Source organism: Clostridium drakei, from assembly GCF_000633595.2.
GTDB lineage: Bacteria > Bacillota > Clostridia > Clostridiales > Clostridiaceae > Clostridium_AM > Clostridium_AM drakei.
This window is the reverse complement of sequence record NZ_JIBU02000015.1, coordinates 1-19,702: the sequence shown is the minus strand read 5'-3', so window position 1 is coordinate 19,702 and position 19,702 is coordinate 1. Positions and strand designations below refer to the sequence as shown.

The 19,702-nt window shown below is 29.9% G+C and carries 16 protein-coding genes; 6 read left to right on the top strand and 10 right to left on the bottom strand.

Features of this window, described 5'->3' with window-relative positions:
- Positions 1 to 47: 47 nt before the first annotated feature.
- The 3 genes from glpK to nudC form a co-directional block, all read right to left on the bottom strand.
- The gene (gene glpK, locus EG57_RS0209060; protein WP_032076914.1) at positions 48 to 1,541 is read right to left on the bottom strand and encodes a glycerol kinase GlpK; all 1,494 of its coding nucleotides are present in this window, start codon (positions 1,539 to 1,541) and stop codon (positions 48 to 50) included.
- 96 nt (positions 1,542 to 1,637) lie between these two features.
- Positions 1,638 to 2,636 (bottom strand): sugar-binding transcriptional regulator, encoded by a 999-nt coding sequence (locus tag EG57_RS0209055; protein WP_032076913.1) that lies wholly within the window; start codon positions 2,634 to 2,636, stop codon positions 1,638 to 1,640.
- A gap of 241 nt (positions 2,637 to 2,877) precedes the next feature.
- Complete coding sequence (gene nudC, locus EG57_RS0209050) at positions 2,878 to 3,720, bottom strand: NAD(+) diphosphatase (RefSeq protein WP_032076912.1); 843 nt, start codon at positions 3,718 to 3,720, stop codon at positions 2,878 to 2,880.
- A 267-nt stretch (positions 3,721 to 3,987) separates the two neighbouring features.
- On the opposite strand from nudC, the gene EG57_RS0209045 reads away from it, so the two are divergent.
- Positions 3,988 to 5,736: a methyl-accepting chemotaxis protein gene (locus EG57_RS0209045; RefSeq protein WP_032076911.1), complete on the top strand. Its 1,749-nt coding sequence runs from the start codon at positions 3,988 to 3,990 to the stop codon at positions 5,734 to 5,736.
- Positions 5,737 to 5,796: 60 nt separating this feature from the next.
- On the opposite strand, the gene EG57_RS0209040 is transcribed toward EG57_RS0209045, so the two are convergent.
- A complete protein-coding gene (locus EG57_RS0209040) occupies positions 5,797 to 6,504 on the bottom strand; it encodes a histidine phosphatase family protein (protein ID WP_029162743.1) in 708 nt (235 codons plus the stop codon).
- A 233-nt stretch (positions 6,505 to 6,737) separates the two neighbouring features.
- Here EG57_RS0209040 and EG57_RS0209035 point away from each other — a divergent pair, with 233 nt between their 5' ends.
- A complete protein-coding gene (locus EG57_RS0209035) occupies positions 6,738 to 8,666 on the top strand; it encodes an FUSC family protein (RefSeq protein ID WP_029162742.1) in 1,929 nt (642 codons plus the stop codon).
- A gap of 50 nt (positions 8,667 to 8,716) precedes the next feature.
- Here the strand turns inward: EG57_RS0209035 and EG57_RS0209030 are convergent, their stop codons facing one another.
- Both EG57_RS0209030 and EG57_RS0209025 read right to left on the bottom strand, forming a co-directional pair.
- Positions 8,717 to 10,723, bottom strand: a complete 2,007-nt coding sequence (locus EG57_RS0209030; RefSeq protein ID WP_052037811.1) for a methyl-accepting chemotaxis protein — start codon at positions 10,721 to 10,723, stop codon at positions 8,717 to 8,719.
- Positions 10,724 to 10,825: 102 nt separating this feature from the next.
- Positions 10,826 to 11,710: a LysR family transcriptional regulator gene (locus EG57_RS0209025; RefSeq protein WP_032076910.1), complete on the bottom strand. Its 885-nt coding sequence runs from the start codon at positions 11,708 to 11,710 to the stop codon at positions 10,826 to 10,828.
- A gap of 200 nt (positions 11,711 to 11,910) precedes the next feature.
- Between EG57_RS0209025 and EG57_RS0209020 the strand changes: the two genes are divergently transcribed.
- Positions 11,911 to 12,321, top strand: a complete 411-nt coding sequence (locus tag EG57_RS0209020) for a C-GCAxxG-C-C family protein (protein WP_032076909.1) — start codon at positions 11,911 to 11,913, stop codon at positions 12,319 to 12,321.
- Positions 12,322 to 12,387: 66 nt separating this feature from the next.
- Complete coding sequence (locus EG57_RS0209015) at positions 12,388 to 13,056, top strand: epoxyqueuosine reductase (RefSeq protein ID WP_032076908.1); 669 nt, start codon at positions 12,388 to 12,390, stop codon at positions 13,054 to 13,056.
- A 62-nt stretch (positions 13,057 to 13,118) separates the two neighbouring features.
- Here the strand turns inward: EG57_RS0209015 and EG57_RS0209010 are convergent, their stop codons facing one another.
- The 3 genes from EG57_RS0209010 to EG57_RS0209000 form a co-directional block, all read right to left on the bottom strand.
- A complete protein-coding gene (locus EG57_RS0209010) occupies positions 13,119 to 14,213 on the bottom strand; it encodes a protease complex subunit PrcB family protein (RefSeq protein WP_032076907.1) in 1,095 nt (364 codons plus the stop codon).
- Positions 14,214 to 14,320: 107 nt separating this feature from the next.
- Positions 14,321 to 15,259 (bottom strand): DUF4367 domain-containing protein, encoded by a 939-nt coding sequence (locus tag EG57_RS0209005; RefSeq protein WP_032076906.1) that lies wholly within the window; start codon positions 15,257 to 15,259, stop codon positions 14,321 to 14,323.
- Entirely contained in the window at positions 15,249 to 15,764 is a 516-nt protein-coding gene (locus EG57_RS0209000; protein WP_032076905.1) for a sigma-70 family RNA polymerase sigma factor, read from the bottom strand. Before EG57_RS0209000 ends, EG57_RS0209005 begins: the two co-directional genes overlap by 11 nt.
- Before the next feature lie 253 nt (positions 15,765 to 16,017).
- Here EG57_RS0209000 and EG57_RS0208995 point away from each other — a divergent pair, with 253 nt between their 5' ends.
- Positions 16,018 to 16,689 carry a cyclase family protein gene (locus EG57_RS0208995; protein WP_032076904.1) on the top strand — a complete coding sequence of 224 codons (672 nt, stop codon included), beginning with the start codon at positions 16,018 to 16,020 and terminating at the stop codon, positions 16,687 to 16,689.
- Positions 16,690 to 17,534: 845 nt separating this feature from the next.
- Here EG57_RS0208995 and EG57_RS0208990 read toward each other — a convergent pair.
- Positions 17,535 to 18,749 (bottom strand): Bcr/CflA family efflux MFS transporter, encoded by a 1,215-nt coding sequence (locus EG57_RS0208990; RefSeq protein WP_032076903.1) that lies wholly within the window; start codon positions 18,747 to 18,749, stop codon positions 17,535 to 17,537.
- A gap of 362 nt (positions 18,750 to 19,111) precedes the next feature.
- Between EG57_RS0208990 and EG57_RS0208985 the strand changes: the two genes are divergently transcribed.
- Entirely contained in the window at positions 19,112 to 19,582 is a 471-nt protein-coding gene (locus EG57_RS0208985; RefSeq protein WP_032076943.1) for a methylated-DNA--[protein]-cysteine S-methyltransferase, read from the top strand.
- Positions 19,583 to 19,702: the final 120 nt, after the last annotated feature.

Sequence of the window (19,702 nt, the reverse complement as noted above, 5' to 3'; positions counted from 1 at the left end):
CCTTTTCACTTCAAAGGCATATTTGTCAATAACTATTGCATCTTGATTTACCTGTCTTTACTCCATACTAATGCTGCATTAACTGCTCGTTTCCATCCTTTATAAAGTTTAGAACGTTCATTTTCATCAATTATAGGTTTAAATACTTTCTCAATTTTTCTATGACAAGCAATATCTTCTTCACTTTCCCAATATCCAACTGCTAGTCCAGCTAGATATGCGGCACCAGCAGCTGTTGTTTCAACATTCTCAGGTCTTTCAACAGGAATACCTATAATATCTGAAGTGAATTGCGTAATAAGATTATTTCTGCAAGCTCCTCCATCTACTTTTAAAACTTGTACCTTTTCACCCATATCTTCATTTAAGGCATCAATCAAGTCTCTTGTTTGATAGCCTAATGATTCAGATGTGGCACGAACAATATTATTTTTGTTAGTTCCTCTGGTAATTCCAACAATAACACCTCTTGCATATGGATCCCAATATGGAGCAGCAAATCCCGTAAAGGCTGGAACTACATATAATTCTTCGGAAGTATGAACCTTTTCAGCAAAATGTTCAGAATCAGAAGATTCTTCGATAAATCCCATTTCATCACGTAACCATTGAATAGAAGATCCTGCATTATAAACAGTACCTTCAAATAAATAATCTACTTTTCCATCTAATCCCCATCCAATAGTAGTTAATAATCCATTTTTTGATATCTTCGGTTTATTACCTATGTTTAATGTCAATACACCTGCAGTACCAAAAGTAATTTTAGACATTCCTTTTTTAAAACAGCATTGTCCAAAAGTAGCTGCTTGTTGATCTCCTGCAACTCCTGTAATTGGTATTACCTTACTAAAAATATTTGTAGCCGTAGCAAAATATCCGCTGCTAGGCTTAACTTCTGGCAGCATAGATGCAGGTATATTTAGCATTTTTAACAATTCATCATCCCATTTTAACTCATTTATATTAAATAATAACGTTCTAGAAGCATTGCTGTAATCGGTTACATGGGTTTTGCCATTAGTAAGATTCCATATTATCCAGCCGTCAATATTAGAAAAATAGAGTTCACCATTTTCTGCTTTAGCTTGAGCACCTTCCACATTGTCTAATATCCATCTTACCTTTGTTCCAGAAAAATATGGATCTAACAATAGACCTGTTTTTTCTTTAACCATTGATTCAAAGCCTTTGCTCTTTAAATCAGCACAATATTCTGCAGTTCTTCTATCTGCCCAAACAATAGCATTATAAAGAGGTTTTCCCGTATTCTTATCCCAAACAACAGTTGTTTCTCTCTGATTAGTTATACCAATAGCTTTAATTTCTGAATCAGAAATATTTCCACTCTGTAAAGCTTTTTTTATAACCTCTATTGTTGTAGTCCATATTTCATTAGCATCATGTTCTAGCCATCCTGATTTAGGATAGTACTGATTAAATTCTTTATCTGCTATACTAATGCATTCACCTTCATGGTTTAATACAATTGCTCTTGCACTGGTTGTCCCTTCGTCAATAGTCAAAATATATTCGCCCATTTTACTAGACACTCCCCTTTACTCATTTTAAATAATATAAAACATGATTTTGTATTTTAAGCACAAACTGTTAATAAACACATTTTAAATATGTTACTAACTTGCTTTACCTACTAATTTCATAATTGAATTTCCAAGTGAGTAGTCTATTATAAGTACATCAATTAAATTACCCTTTAATGCTGATAAGATAGTATAAGCTTTGTTATCATCTGCCGCTATAGTTATTTTTGTTTCTATTTTCTTAAAGCTTTCCAAATCTATAGCTATTGTTCTTTCTTTTAAGTCAGTTTTACATTCCTTCCCATTTGCATCAAAAAATCTAAGCGCTATATCGCCAACTACATTCTTATTTTTCAATTTTTCCAGTTCAGACTCATTTATATATTCTTTTTTTGATAGCTTTGAATCCAAATTTGGATAGAATGAACCAATCCCATTAATTGAAATATTAACTTTATCAAACATATTAAATACTTTTGCAATACTTTTCTCTTTTTTCATATATTCTGCAATGGCCCTATTGCTCATAAGACCTTCAGCTAATATATAGTATTTTTTCCCACTAAATGCTTTTGCCATCCTGGATACAAGAGTCCTTACATCTAACTCATTTTCACAGCAAGATATACTTCCATGAAGTGTTACAAATGTTGCATCTACTTTTTGACATGGATTTAAGTAGTTTATCAAGTAGTACATTGTACTTCCCCATGAAACCCCTAAAACATCATCCTTCTTTATAATCCTTTGTAAATATCTTGCACCTTCTAAAGCTACTAATTTTTTTCTATTTTCTGCATTAAATTTTTCATTTTCTACATGACTAACTGCAGGGTCTGGAGCTATTATTACATCTTTTAAGCCAAAAGTTTCTTTAAGCTTTTCTTCCAAATGTATGCATTCAATATATGGATCTTTGATAACAAATTCAATGATTTTTTCATCTTTTGCTTTCTTAATGAAACGTGATACTGTAGTAATGGACACTTGTAATTTATCTGATATTTCGTTTTGAGACAAACCTTTTATGTAATAAAGATACGCTGCTTTTAAAATTATAAAGGTTGACTGGTTGTATTCCCTAAGCAACATGTTGTCCCTCCCCATTTTTTATGGTAATTAAACATATTATGAATATATAACTTTGTACTCAATATTTGTTATATAATCCTTACAACTTAAGATGTTACCTATTTGAATTAATACCCTTTATCAGTTTTATTTTACATCTATTTTGAATATATACAATATTGAAAATATTTTCTATATAGATAATTTTTTACACAACAGAAAACACCACAAAATTCAAATTGAATAATGTGGTGCATTAATTTTACTTTGAACAATACTTTTCTCTATACCAATCTATAATTTCTCTTGCTATGCTCATTTTAGATGGTAATTCAATGGTATCAAGCTCCTTAAACCAGTCTGCTTTGGTTATTTCCTCACCATCAACGCATATTTCTCCACTTTCATATTCAGCCACGAAGCCTATCATTAAAGAATTTGGGAAAGGCCAAGGCTGACTTGAAAAGTATTTTATATTTTTGACTTTTATCCCTACTTCTTCAGATATTTCTCTTCTAACACATTCTTCAAGAGTTTCACCAGGTTCTACAAAGCCGGCAATAATACTGTGTCTGTTTCCTGGAAAAGACTTGTTATGTGCCATAAGTATTTGTCCATCTTTTATTACTGCTGTTATTACTGCTGGCGAAATACGAGGATAACTTATAAAACCACATTTAGGACAAATTTTACCATATTCACCTTCAATTGTATCTGTAAGGCTTCCACATCTTCCACAGTATTTGTGAGTTTCGTCCCATTTAATAATCTGAAGTGCTTTTCCTGATAATAAGAATATATCTTCATCTAAATAGTCATATAAGGATCTTAGTGGTTTAAAATTCATGCTGTTATCCTGTAATTCAATAGAGCTTGTATTTACAGCATAACAATTATGTTCATTTAAAATCCCCATGTAATGCACACTTTTGAAAGGAACATTCAATTCTTCTATACTTATTGCAGTAGGTATGATAACTTGATTATCTATTATCTTTACTAAAAGTTTATCAGAATTAAATATAAACCAATATGTATTATCATCATTTTCTCTAACTTGTTCATATTTAGGTACATATCTTTTGTAAATACTTTCTCTTTTCATTATTTGTTACAATTCCACCTTTCTTAAACTATATAATTCAACTTTGGAATGTGTAAAGTTTCCATCTAGTTTCAACATTTTTCATTAGTTGATCATTTTTATTTTTCTATGTAAAAGTCACAACATATTTATTATATTAAACAAATTTTTCATAAAAAGCAAATATAACTAAATAATTAACAATTTAATCTCTAGATTCTATAGCTTTAAATTCCAATTCATTGTAAAATTGTTATTATAGAATAGAAAAGCGGAGGAATGTTACTTATGAAAAAATGGAAGTTAAGCAATATTAAGTTGAGTGTAAAGATGATATTTAGTCTAATAATCCCTATTGCCTCACTAATATTAATCTCATGTATTTCTATAAAATACATAAACCAAATTCACAATGGATTAATTAAAAATATATATGAAGAAACACATATGAGCGAATATTGGCTGCTTAATGCTGATAGGGACTTTTATCAAGCATTAACTGATCAAATGGAAATGGAAAGTACCTCAGATCCAAAAACTTTAAAAGATGCAAAGGCTTCTTATTTAGAAAACCAAAAACAAACTATTGATAGAGTACATAAAGCAAGGGATATAATATATAGCGACAAAGCTAAATTTGAAAATCTGAAAAATAAGGATTCAAATTTAACATTAATTCAGTTATTTGATTCCTTCGATAAAGATTTTTCCAATTGGTCAAAGCTTTTTGATCCTGATAAAAATATATTAATTAGCAAGGCAGAGTATCTTAAAAATTTTGATCTAGCTAGAGAAAGAATCAATCAAATTGAAGGAATAATGGATGACTATAATTCCAGTGTAATTAGTGAAAGTCGTTCTTTAGTAAACTCCATTATAAATATAATTCTTATTGTTTCATTGTGTACAATTTTCCTTTCAATTTTGCTAGGATCATATTTGATTATCAACATAAAGAAAAGAACCAATGTATCCATAGCATTGATGAAAAAAACAGCAAAATTTGATCTAAAATATGATAAAAGCTATGAGCAATACTTATCAGAAAAAGATGAATTTGCAGAAATTATCAATGCAGAATCAAATATAAGAAATGAATTCAGAAGTATTATAAAAAAAGTTGTTGAAGAAACTATAGTTTTAAAAGATGCTATTAAGACAGTAAATGAAAATATATTTTCTCTTAAAGATGAAATAGAAGATATATCCTCTACCACAGAAGAATTATCTGCTGGTATGGAAGAAACTGCAGCATCTACCCAAGAGACAACAGCTGCTAGTTCTGAGATAGAGAAACATATTGAAGCTATTTCTAGCAAAGCTGCCTTAGGTTCAAAATCAGTTGAAAGTATAAATGAAAGAGCTTCTAAATTAAAGAATGATTTTTCAATATCACACAATAATACCTCTGAAATGCTTAATACGGTAAAAGAAAAATTAAAGAACTCTTTGGCACAATCTAAATCTGTAAATCAAATTAATGAATTATCAGATTCTATATTAGAAATAACTGCACAAACAAATCTACTAGCACTTAATGCTTCTATAGAAGCTGCAAGGGCTGGTGAAGCAGGAAAAGGATTTGCTGTTGTTGCTGATGAAATAAGAAACCTTGCAGAAACTTCAAGGACATCGGTTAGTGAAATTCAAAAAATAACAAAAGTAGTTATTGACTGTGTAGAAAATTTAACCAATAATTCAAATGAGCTGCTTAAATTTGTAGAAAATGATGTTACTTGTGACTACCAAACAATGTTAGATGCTACAGATCAATATAAACTTGATGCTGACCTTGTTAATGATTTAGTAAATAACTTTAGTTCAACTTCTAAAGAACTAGTATCTTCTGTTGAAAATATAGTACTAACTATGAATGGTATAGCTGAAGCCACAAATGAAGGTGCACTTGGTACAAGCAATATTGCTGAAAAGGTATCCTCAGTAGTGAGCAAAGCAAATGAAATAAAAGAAAGCATTAATTCCACTGAAGAAGGTTTTAATGCTCTCAATAATATGATTTCAAAATTTAATGTATAAGTAAAATTCATATACTATAATAACCAACTACAAAATAGCAGTGTTCATAATTGAACACTGCTATTTTATCTTCATAGCCTTGCCTTTTTCACTATACCTAGTATCATTTACAGATTCAACCTTAAAAGTTCCATTTTCATATACAACTTTAGATATACTAGAATTATCCAAAGCTCTCAAAACAAAGCTCTTGTCCAAGTAATCAATGATCAATCTAATTACTCCTCCATGAGCTACTACAAGTACATTTCCTCCATTATCTTTTGAATTTTCTTCACATATATCCTTTAAGTTATTCATTACCCTTTTTATTATAATGTCATAACTTTCAGCTTCTTTTGTTTCATCTAAAGCAGCACAAGCATTGCAATATTCTTTTTGGAAATCATATTTTGCTTCTGCTTCTTTAATTGAAGTTACATTAAGATAATTAAGTATATCATTAAACATTATATCTTGAAATTCTCCTTCATATTTTCCAAAATACACTTCTCTTAAACCTTCAATTTCTTTCAATTTCAAATTTGTACTTGACTTATTTTCACTTATAACAATTTTGGCAGTTTTTATTGCTCTACCTAAATCACTGCTGTAAGCTGCTTTAAAATTCACATCACTAAGTCCCAATCCAGTATTTACAGCAACCTCTATGCCTTCTTTGGTAAGAACACCATCACACCAACCTTGAGTTCTCTCAGCCTTATTTAAAATAGTTTGTCCATGTCTCATTAAATATAAAGTAACTTTTCCTTTATTCTTATCTGTCATATTTTCCTCCACAATCATACATGAAATTTGTGCCAATATATTCGATTATGATTATTATAACCCATATCTAATATCATTTCATCCTATAACCATATGAATTTAAAAGTTTTACAAAACATATACAATTTCACAAATTTTTATATGGTATTGACAGTGTACTTAATATAAGGTATTTTAAATAATGGATTCTTACAATTAACTTTAAAATCAATTTATAGTAGAGAAGGTGAAAGATGTTTAAAAAGAGTAAACAAAATTTATCTAATGATAACTCTTTTCTAACAATATTAAAACAATCATTTCAAATTAGAAAAGGCCCTTTTCCCTGGAACAAGGCTGTAGGTGCTGCTATATCTGCAGGATTTCCAGTTATCATAGGCTTAATATTTGGTCAACTTCATTTAGGTTTATTAGGTGCCATAGGAAGTTTTTCATATTTATATACTTTTAATGAACCCTATGCTCAACGTGCAAAAAAAATATTTTTTGTTGTAATTGGAATAAGTCTTTCAGTTGCTTTAGGTACATTACTATCTCCTTATCCTATCTTAATCATTTTTACAGTAGGTTTAATTGGAGCAGCTGCAACTTTCATATTTGGTGTACTTAAGATACCAGGTCCAGCAGCAATATTCTTCGTATTAAGTTTTTTAATGACGACAGGAATGACTATTGATCCATCATCAGCACCTATACGTACTACTGTAGTCTTTGCAAGCGGATGTTTTGCATGGATAGTTAGTATGATAGGCTGGTTTCGTAATCCACATAATCCTGAAATAAAAACACTTAAGGAAGTATATTTATCTTTAGCAGAATTTAGTGAAGCTATTGGTAATGATAATATTAATAACGCCAGGCAGCGTGCTGTCAATGCTTTAAAAGAATCAGAAGAAACCATTTTAACAGGTTATATTCCATGGAAAAATTCATTCTTTTTTAATAGATTAGTTCTTCTAAATGAACAAGCTAATAAATTATTTTTAGAAATGCTTGAATTATGCTCTAATAAAAATACTAAATTACCAAAGGAATTTGGTGAACTAATAAGAACCCTATATACAGGAATTGAATTGGTAGATAGCGATGTTATTAAACTAAATCCAATATCTAGCGAACTAGATAAAAATTATCATAAATTTTTGGAAATAATTTATGATATAGAGGCTATTATTAATATACCATTAGAATATATTGGACATAGTATCAAAATTTCAAAACCTTCGTTAAAAATGAAACTTATTAAAGCTTGTAATAGAGATTCAATGGTATTTGTCAATGCAGTTAGATTTGGATTTATTCTTTCAATATCAACTATTATAGCTTTTAAATTTTCATTTACAAGACCTTATTGGATTACATTATCCTGTGCCTCTGTAATGCTTGGTTCAACCATTTTATCTACCTTCCACAGATCAATTCAGCGTTCCTGTGGTACTATTGCTGGCATAATCATAGCCCTTGTTATTTTTAAACTTCAGCCACAAGGTTTTATGATAGTTATAATTAATATGTGTTTGACAGCATTGACAGAACTTTTTATTGCTAAAAATTATGCTTTAGCTGCAATATTCATAACACCAAATGCACTGCTTATAGCAGAAACCTCAACTCAGATACATAATGTTTCTTATTTCGCAGCAGCACGTATTACAGACATATTTATTGGATCTGTAATTGGGCTTATTGGTACTTACATTATTGGACGTCGTTCAGCTTCCAGCAGACTACCAGATTTGATGGTAAAGTTAATACGAAGTCAAGCTAGAGTATTGGTTCGTTTAGCATCTAAAGCTAAAGAAAACAATGATAATACAGAGTGGATAAAGGAAAAAATGAAAATAAATCTTATGAATTTTAAAATGGCATATAACACAGCATTAGGTGAAATTCCTAACGATGAAAAAATGCTTCAAATGATGTGGCCTGCAGTTTTTTCATTGGAACATATAAGTTATATACTGGAATATGGATACATAGCAAATGGGTCTTTAAAAATATCAGATGAGAATTTAGCACAATTACTTCTTGTATTTGAAACAATGGCAACAGCTATTGAACAAAGACTACCTGTACAACCTAAAAAAGTTCCTATTATGGAGGAACTTCCAAAAATTTGCAAGGAGATTAATATACTTCAAGAAGCACTAAGTATTAAATAATTTTATTTTCAGAGGACAATTGTCCTCTGAAAAATTGTTCCATAATATATTTATACTTTGAACTTTGAAACTGTATTCGCTAAAGAATCAGATTTTTCTTTTGCCTTTTCAGTTAATTCTACAACATGACCTGACATTTTAGTTATCTGAGAAGTTTCACCTGCAATATTTTGAGCTCCAGTTGCTTGTTCATTTCCACTATCAGATATTTCCTGCATCAATTTTGATACATTTTGAACTGATGTAAGGAGTTTATGGGAAGTATTACTAAAATCTCTTACCATGTTACTTATATCTGAAAAATTCTCACTGGATTTTTCATGAGATACTACAATTTCATTATAATCAGGTAAAATCTTCTTATCTATAAATTCCAATATTTCATAAGCACCAGAGGACAAGTTTTCTACGGCTTCTAAAATATTTTTAGTAACTTCCTGTATTCTGGTTACAGTGTCTTTAGAATCATCAGAAAGGCTCCTTATTTCATCTGCTACAACAGCAAATCCTTTACCCGCCTCTCCTGCTCTTGCGGCTTCAATAGATGCATTTAGTGCTAGTAAATTAGTATTTTCCATAATGGCAAGAATTGCTGAAGACAATTCATTGATCTTGGAAACCTCTTTTGAATCTTTAATAGCATTTTCCAAACTTTCTTTTGTATTTTTGTATATGCTCATTATACTCTCTCTAGATTTTATGGCCTTTTGCTTCATTTCTTCTGACATATTAGTTGCTTTTAAAACACTTTCAGAACTATGTTCAGCTTTTTGTGATATAGATTCTGCATCCTTTTCTATTGTATTTGATATGTCATTTATTTCTTCAGCAGATTCAGCAGTCTTCTCTGTTGTATCCGATAGCTGTTCTGTAGTTGCTGATATTTCTTCTATGCTTTTATTGAGATTTTCCATTTCCATATTAATTTGTTTCATATTTTCAGTTACATTTGAAGATTGCTCTATTATATTTCTAATTACATTTCCCTGAATCTCCTGCATATCCTTTACTGCAGAAGCAAGTATACCAGATTCATCTTCCATTTTCAATAGCTTTTCAGGTACTGGTACTGTAAAATCACCAGATGCTACTATTTTTAAATGCTTTGTAATTGCATTTATAGGTTTTGCTATAAATGAAGTAATAAAAAATGCTATTAATACTCCTATTAATACAAACATGATAGTAGTAAATGCCTCCAATTTTTCATTTTTTGTAAGGCTTTCCATAACTTCAGCTTTAGGCACAGATATACCTAATGACCAATTTGTACCTTTAACAGGTGCATATCCAATATATTTTTTTGTTCCATCCCTATATGTATAACCAGCTGCACCACTCTTACCTTCCATCATATAAGTTTCAAACTTCATAAGTTCCTGCAAGCTTGGATCATTTTTACTTTTTTCAATTACATTCTCCATTTTACGTACAAGAGATATATCCTTATTTGCTACTGTATGTCCATTTTTGCTTATCATAAAAGTTGTTCCAGTTTTCCCATACTTGATATTGCTAGTTAATTTGCTCAATTCACTTCCATCACGAGTAGCAATTAAAACTCCTTTAACTTTTCCATCCTCCTTAATTGGAACAGCGTAAGACATAACAAGTCTGTTATCTGCCTTACCCAAAACAGGATCTGAAACTGAGCTCTTGCCTTGAAGTGCTTGTTTATAGTTTTCCCTATCATATAAATTTGCTTTCACTCCATCTGTAAATATAACATTACCACTAGCGTCACCTATACCCATACTTATATGACCACTTCTCTTAACCTCATCTTTTAAAATATTTAGTTTTTGATCTGTAGATAGTGTATCACTCTTTATGTAATAATTTCCTGCCAAGCCTTCCATTACATCCAATTGACCTTCAACTTTAGTCTCAACAAACTTTGCAGACTGCTCTGCCATTTGGAGTAAAGATTCAGTAGCATTAGAAGCTAATGTATTATAAGATTCTATAAAAGATACTGTACCAAGTCCTATACAAATAATTAAAATCAATACTCCAAAAGAGATTGCCATTTTTGTCTTAATACTTTTAAACTTCAAATTAATTCCTCCCCTTCCTCTCGTTATCATTTTATTGAAATTATATATCAAATGATAACTATTGTTATTTATATTTTACACTATATTAATTATTTTTCAACATTAATTATTTTTTAACAATACAATATTCTTTAAAGCCTCCATAGGTGCTGACATCCACTTATCTACATGATATATCAGTTTAGCATGTATATTAATATCATCAATTTCCACTGGAAGCGCTACAAGCTCACCATTTTCAATTTCCTTCTTTACTACTATTCTTGGCAAAAGAGTGATACCAAGTCCTTTTTTTACACACTGTTTTATAGCTTCTATACTGCCAAGCTCCATAATAGTATCTACCTTTATATTTAGTTTTTTAAGCAAATTTTTCAATTCCATACTATATCCACTTTCTGATTCAGTAAGGATAAAAGCTTGGTCCTCAAGTTCATGCATGCTAATTTTTTTCAAAGCAGCAAGTGGACAATCTGGTGCTGAAACAAAAACAGTAGAATCATCAAATATATCAATTTGAGAAAGATATTTTCTTTTAGACTCATCATGAAGACTAAACGCAACATCAACAAAGTTTTTCTCTAACAATTCAGGAAATTCAAGACAATCTGCCATTTTCAATATTATACGCACCTGAGGATAAATTTTGGTGTATTCCTTGAGCAATGGTGGAAGCCAAAACACACATAAGGTTTCTGCCGCACCTATTCTTAAAGTACCGTGAATCTTTTCTCCTTTATTAAACAGTTCATGAATTTCCTCATCATCTTGAATTATCTTTTCAGCTGGTGAAATTAGCTTTTTTCCTTCCTCATTTAAAAACACCTTTCTTCCAAGCCTTTCAAAAAGCTTTACTCCAAGTTCCTGTTCCAAATTGCGTATATGATCTGAAACAGTAGATTGAGAATAGTTAAGTTCTTCAGCAGCTGCTCTAAAATTCAACAATCTGGCTACTACCATAAAAGTTTGAAGTTGTTTTATATCCAATATACCACATCCAATCGTAAAAATAGATTAAATTGATTAAAATAATCGACTTATCAATTTATATATTTTATGATACACTGATAAAAAATACAAGTTAAATTTTATAAAATCAAAGTATAAGAACGTCATGTCAAAACTAAAAAAATTGTGTCATATTATGCTCAATTAGTGTATTAATTAGAAAGAGAGGATTAAATAAAATGATAGCTAAAATAAAAGAAAGTGTACATCACTTTTATTGGGATTTAGATATTAATTGTGCAAGAACTACATTATATTGTTTAAGTGAATTGATGAGTATACCAGTTAACAAACAGACAATTCAGTCTGCTATTGGACTACATGGAGCAGGTGGCTACAGATCACAATGTGGTCTAGTAGAAGGTTCTCTTATGTTTATAGGCATTTTCTTTTCTCAAAATGGGAAAAACGATGATGAAATATCTGATATATGTTATAAATTTGCAGAAAGATTTACTAAAGAATTCTCATCATTAACATGTTACCATTTACGACCAAATGGATTTCAGGAAAATGATCCACCGCATGCTTGTGAAGAATTAACTGTAAAGGCTATTGAATTCACCTATAACTTTATAAAATCAGCATAATTAAAGAAAGGAAGTGAATTTTGGTGAGAATTTAGTTATTATAATATATACTCTCACTAAAAATTTATGGATAATAATTATATAAAAAAATTAGCTTACTCATTTGGTGCCGATGTATGTGGAATTGGAAGTATAGACAGATTTAAAGATGCTCCAAAGGGTTTTCATCCTCTAGATATTTATTCTGAAGCAAAATCAGTTATATCAATTGGTAAACACTTTCCTGCAAGCTTATTTGCTGCAAGCACTAAAGCTCCTTATACTCTTGTAAAAAATAAATCAATTCAATTGTTAGATGACATTGCCATTAAACTAACTTTTCATATTGAGGAGCAAGGTTACAAGGCAATTCCAATTCCATGTGATGAACCTTATGAATATTGGGATTCAGAAAACAAACATGGAAGAGGAATATTGTCACTAAAGCATGCAGCTCAAGCTTGTGGTATAGGATGTATTGGTAAAAATACATTATTACTAAATGAAAAATACGGAAACAGACTTTATCTTGGAGCAGTGATTACAAATATAGAATTAGCTTCAGATGCTTTATCACGTAATTTGTGTATTGAAAGCTGTAATCTTTGTTTAAAATGCTGTCCTCAATCTGCACTAGATGGCACTACAATAATTCAAAAGAAATGTAGACAATCCTGTATATCCTCAACTCCTGGTGGTGGATTTATATATTCCTGCTGTACTTGCAGAGAAGTATGTCCTTTTTCAAAAATATAACAAAGTCCCATTAAAGCTTATATTTTAAAGCTTTAATGGAACTCTATTTTCATTTCAGTTTTCTATTTTATAATAAAGCTATCCATTATTTGAAAGTTCATTCTAAAACCTTTTAAAGCAGAATTATCAGTACCATTTATTTTATTTGTTATAAAAATGTAATAATTTTTTCCCAGTTCATAAGGTTTATATGGAGTTATGCTTATAGATTTTTTATCTTCCAACAAACGTACTGCTGTTGGAATTATATTTCCATTGCTATCTGTCACATATACATTTAAATCATTTACATTTTCTTCTTTAAGTTGTTGATTAAAACATATTGTCCACTGCTTATTTTGAGAAACATTTGAGTAACTCTTTAAATCCTGCCAGTTTTTATCCTTTAAACAATTTATATCTACAGGTAAATTTATTTTACTTAAAGGAAATGCGGATTTTTCATTATATTTTTGCGGAGTTCCCAGTGCATATTGTACACTTACATTACTATTTAATTTTAAATCCTTTATTTTGTTTTTCCATTCATCATTGTTATTAACATAAAAAAGCTCTGATTCATTATTTTCATTTTGAATTTCTAAAAATATAAAATCATTTGTTTTATATATATTTTTTAATTGACCTAAGATGAAAGAAGAACCTATTATTAAATTTCCATCACCTTTTTTATCACCTATCAAATCATAAACTTTTCCTGAAGAATTTTTTACACTTACGTTTGGAGACGATACTTGAGTCTTTATTATAGTATAGGGATAAGTTACCATCTGATTTACTAATGCATTTTTATCTGGGTTTGTTTCTTTTACCAATATATTTGCTTTTCCATCTGCATCCTTTACAGAATCCACTTTAATACTGTAACCACCAGTAGGTTTTTCTCCTGACATAACAGCCACATACAGATTATTTGAAGTACTGTCTAAATAATAAACAAATCCTTCAGTCCCCTTATATGTGTCTATGACTTTTGTTAAAGCTTCTGGAGCACTATTATCTGTTATCACTTCAAACTTAATATTATCATAAATCTGTGGCTGCTGACTAACATAGTTTGTATCTGTAATTATGCCAGCTCCTTTTACTGAAATAGGCATAGATACTGCACATACAGCTAATGCAATACAGATAGGTATTAATTTTTTTCTAATCATTTATAAATCTCCTTCCAAATCAATATAGTTTTTACTATTTCTCACTATTGATTTCACTATTTTGACGTATATAAGAGAATTTACGCTCCATATCTTTTCATCAATAATTATTTTATGGATTTGGCTATATCTATCAAGGAGTTTTCAGGTAAATTACCACTTAAAGTATATTGTATATTACTATTTATCCAGCTGATTTTCCTATTTGTGTTATTTTCATCTTTAACAGAAGTTTCATACCCCTTATTGTTTCCAACATATATAATTTTATCTTCTTGCATATTGGACAAGCTTTTACTTTGCAATATTTCGAAATAGAAGGCATCAGAACTATAACTCAACTTAACACATTTTTCATTATTATCTGGAATAGATATATTAGTAAGAGCAAATCCTTTTGGAACATAAGAAGGAAGTAAAATTTTACCTTCAAAATATTCTTCAGCAGCTTCTATATCTAAAGGTCTTTCCACACAACTCAAATTAACTCCTTGTGGAGCAGTTTTGTCAGCATCTTTATCAATATCATTTTTAGCATTTTTTAAATTATCTTCAGAGGGATTTAAAGATTTATTATTAGTATTATTTGAATTTTGTGAAGGTGTATCCACCTTTTTAATTGCTGTATCAGTATTTTTAATATCAACTGGTAATTTGGTATTTTCAATTATTGTATTAGAATTTATTTTTTTATTTTTCGTTTCAGAATCATACTTTTCTTCATCATTTAAAGTTGAATCTTTAGAATGATCCTCTTTCTTATTTTCTACAATTTTGGGAAGTTCTTTATCTTTTTTTATATTATTTTCATCTTCATGCTTTACTGAATTATAAGCAACATTAGTATTATGTGAAAAATGATTATATAGTCCAAAAGTAACTATTAAAGCAGCAATTGAAATAGTAGAAACAATTAATGGGTTTAATTTAAAAAATCTCTTATTATTGCATTTTTCCAAGGTTTTTCTTTCTAATTCATCAGTTACACAAATATCTTCAAGAATTTCATCTGATATTTGTTTAAAATTCTCCAACTTATCCTTCATATTCAATCTTCCCACCTATATTAGATTTTAACACAGTTCTAGCTCGAAAAAGCCGGCTGCGTACAGTTCCTTCTGGTATTTTCAACATGCTGCTTATATCCCCAGTGGACAATCCTTCATAATAATAAAGAATTATAATTTCCTTATGTTTACGAGGTAAATTCATAACTTCCTTTAACAATTTTTCATTTTCAATCTTAGTTATAACTTTAGTATCTACATTTTCACAAACATCTGACATTGAATCATCACTAATGTCCTTAAACATAACAACTTTTTTAAACCAGGAAACTCTAAGTATGTCTTTGCAGGTATTCATAGTAATAGATATAATCCATGTTTTTTCACTACTTTGATTTTTGAATTTATCAAAATTTTTATAAACCTTGATAAATACCTCCTGAAAAGCATCTTCTGCTAGATACCTATCTTTTAAATATATATAAGCAATTCGCAGCACATCGTTTCCATAGCTGCGCATTAACCTTTTTATTTCTTCATTCATATTTCAACAACATCCATTCAAGATATTTTTTCTTTTAGCCGATCGCTACCATCTCTAATCCTCCTACTTGAGTCTAAGAATCACTTGATAAATAGTTCTCAAGCTTAAATAAACTTTCTTAAATTAGACGTATAGAATTTTAATTACGCTTCATAAATAGATAAAAAAATATATCATTTTTTACAAACACTAAATAAGGATTTTTTATTTACAAAATATGTTATAATTGCTATAAAGAAAGTGAGGGCTTTTTATGAATATAATCGATTTGACACATACTATTTCAGAAAATATGCCTGTCTATCCAGGTACAGAAAGACCTAAATTAGAAGTTGCAAGTACATATGAACAAAATGGCTTTAAAGAAACTTTAATTACAATGTTTTCTCACACAGGAACTCACATGGACTCACCTGCACATTTATTTTTCCAAGGAACTACTCTAGACTCGTTTTCTTCAAAACAGTTTGTAGGAAAAGGTTTAGTTATTGATTGTAGTGATTTAAGACATGGAGAAAAAATCACCATGAAATATATTGAAGCTGTAAAAGAAAAGGCAGAAAAAGCAGAATTTATTCTTTTCCATACTGGCTGGGATAAATATTGGAATACAAGCTCCTATTTTGGAGAATATCCTTATATCTCAGAAGAAATTGCTGAATATTTATTGAACAGCAGCAAGAAAGGCGTAGGTCTAGATGTTATAGGTATTGACCCTATTTCAGACGAAAATTTGACTATCCACAAAAAACTTTTATCCAAAAATAATATAGTTATCATTGAAAACTTAACCAATTTGGACGAGATTGGGGATGATTTATTTACCTTTTGTGCACTCCCATTAAAATTCAAGAACTCTGACGGAGCACCTGTTAGAGCAATTGCCATTTTGGATGATAACAAACAAAACTTTAACTTGATATAATAAGCATAATGCGATGCAAGAGTGCAGTGGAAGTTTGGATTTTAATTTTTACTCCATGATATATGATAAGTGTGTCATCACGGCTAAATGTTTTAATTATTCTAAAGCTCGAAGTTTTTGAAAGTCTAAGAACTTTGTCAAACTCGGTTCCCTCAGACAGGACTAAAGTTCTAAGACTTTCAAAAACTTCAAGCTAAGAATAATACTAAAACAATTTAGCTAATGTGATAACACACTTATCATATATCACTGCATAAAAGTTAAAATTCAAACTAGTACCTTCAAATGTACGCACCTAATTGCATTGTTATAGGTAATTTTAGTAAGCAAAAATTATATTCACAATCATAACTTATAATGTTAAAAAATTAATGCAAAGTATGATATTGTACTAATGTATTTAGTAAAAATATACTTGCTTTCTACTTTATAAAAACACCTTAAAAGAGATTGATCATTTAGGTTGTTGAAAAAATATATAAATATTTCAAATACAGGTAATAAGTATTATGTGTACACGTAATGCACTAAGAAGTAACTTTCAACTGTATGTAGACTGATATATGCTGTGAAGGAAGATTCGAACGAATTTTAAAAGTTCTTTGCTTGAGATATTGAAAAATATCGTAATTTTTGCCAGGAAGGCAAAAGCTCCGAAAGCGACAGGACGTGGCATTTGAGGAGGTAGATATTTTTCAATATCTCAAGCATTAGAACTTTAAAATGAAGTGAGTTTTCCTTTACAGCATATATCAGCCGGAATACAGTTGAAAGTTACTTCGCTTACATGCGCTTATGTAACATTATACTTAAACTATGAAAGTTGAGTTCTTTGTTATTTTAATTTAAATTCCTTTTACCTCAATTTTAGATTTTCCTAAAGCTATCCAGCCAATTAATGCAATTAAGGTAGCTCCAATTAAAATAATTCCCATACCTACTACTACGTTACTCCAACCTAGGGTACCAAGTAACATACCTCCACTTCCAAAAATTGTACCTACAGCATTTATTAATGAGCTAGCAGAGCCTGTATCCTTTTTTTGCTGCTCTAATAAAATACTCGTACTTAATGGACGGATAGCACCTTCAATAAGCGTAAAAGGTAAAAATGAAATTAAGAACAACCATGGAGAATATGTTCCCACCATTATTAAAGAAATTCCGCTAACTAACGTTATCAAAAAACATACATTAGAAAACTTTTTTACTGTAGTTTTACATGCTATTTTTAAGTAAACAACAGGTCCTAGCATAGCAAAGAAAGAATTAGCAGCAAAAAAATAACTATAAACCTGCTCATTTAAGTGGAAATACTTAACGTACACATAGGATGATACTGATATGTAAGCCATATATGGTGCCATAAATAGTGAAAAAATGATTAATACACTTATAAAGCCTGGATTTTTTCCCACTACAAACAAACGAGTTATAGATCCTTTTATACTTCCATTATAACGCTCACTTTTTGGTAAAGTTTCTTCAAATAATATTGCTGCAATTAAATTTAAAATTCCTATAATCATCAATACCAAAAATGTATCTCTCCAATTACCAAATTTCAATATAATTGCTCCTATTATAGGTGCAGCCATTGGTGCTATAACAGACATACCTTGAACCACAGCTAATATAGTGTCCCTAGTTTCTCCATTGAAACAATCTTTAATTAGTGCCATTGAAACCACTATAATACTTCCTGCTCCTAAGGCTTGGACGATACGAAATGCGATTAATTGATAAATGGTGCTTGACACAGCACAAAGCCCACTAGCAATAGTGTAAATTAAAATTCCAATAATTAATATAGGTTTTCGACCATACTTGTCGCTAAAAGGTCCAAAAATGAAAATACCTACTGCAAAGAAAAAGAAAAAACAAACCAATGTTAAATTTACAATAGAAGATGATGCATTAAAATATTCCCCCATAGTAGGTAATGATGGTAAATATAAATCAATTGATAGAGGAATAAACATATTCATAACTGCAATAAATATAATAAGTCCTTTAACTCCCAAATACTTCTGTGTTCCACGAATAACTGTTTTCGCCATTTATCTTCCCCCTTATATAAAAAAACCGGATAAGAAATTAAATCTCTTATCCGGTTACATAAACCCTCCGAGTTATATTGAATATAACATTTTCACAAATAGTTGTCAATCTTTGCCTCTATCTATACTAATCATTTATTTTCTCAATTCGAAAAACATTTATTACATCCACATCTGGACAACAAAAACGAAAATCTCCATCTTTGCATCAAAAATATTTAATTTCAATAAGAATCCACTGATTTATGCTCATTATTAATGGAAATTTTTTATATATGTTAAAAAAATATTTTGAAAGACAACAGCATTTTAATATAGTAAAATATATCTATGGAATAACCATAGATATGGAGGTATTACTTATGAAAAATATGTTCTGCTATGAAACAAAAATCGGTAAAATAAGCATTGTTGAAAATGGCTCATCTATTACTCATATGCATCTTGGAGAAATTACTTTTCCTGATGCAACTGTACTTGAAACCCCATTAATAAAAAAAGCATTTAAACAACTCCAAGAATATCTAAATGGAACTAGAAAAATTTTTGATTTGCCCCTAGCACCTGAAGGAACAGAATTTCAACAAAAAGTATGGAATGCATTGCAGCAAATTCCATATGGTAAAACCTGCAGTTACAAGGACATAGCAAAAAATATAGGTAATATAAATGCTTGTCGTGCAGTTGGCATGGCTAATAATAAAAATCCCATTGCTATTTTTATTCCCTGCCATCGTGTTATTGGCTCCAATGGTAATTTAATTGGTTATGCAGGTGGTTTAGAGATGAAAGAGCAACTTTTAAACTTAGAAAAACAAAATATGGACAAGTAATCTTTTGAATTAATGAATAGTATAAAAATATTACGACGTAAGCATATGTAAGCGAAGTAACTTTCAACTGTATTCCGGCTGATATATGCTGTGAAGGAAAACTCACTTCATTAAGAAGTT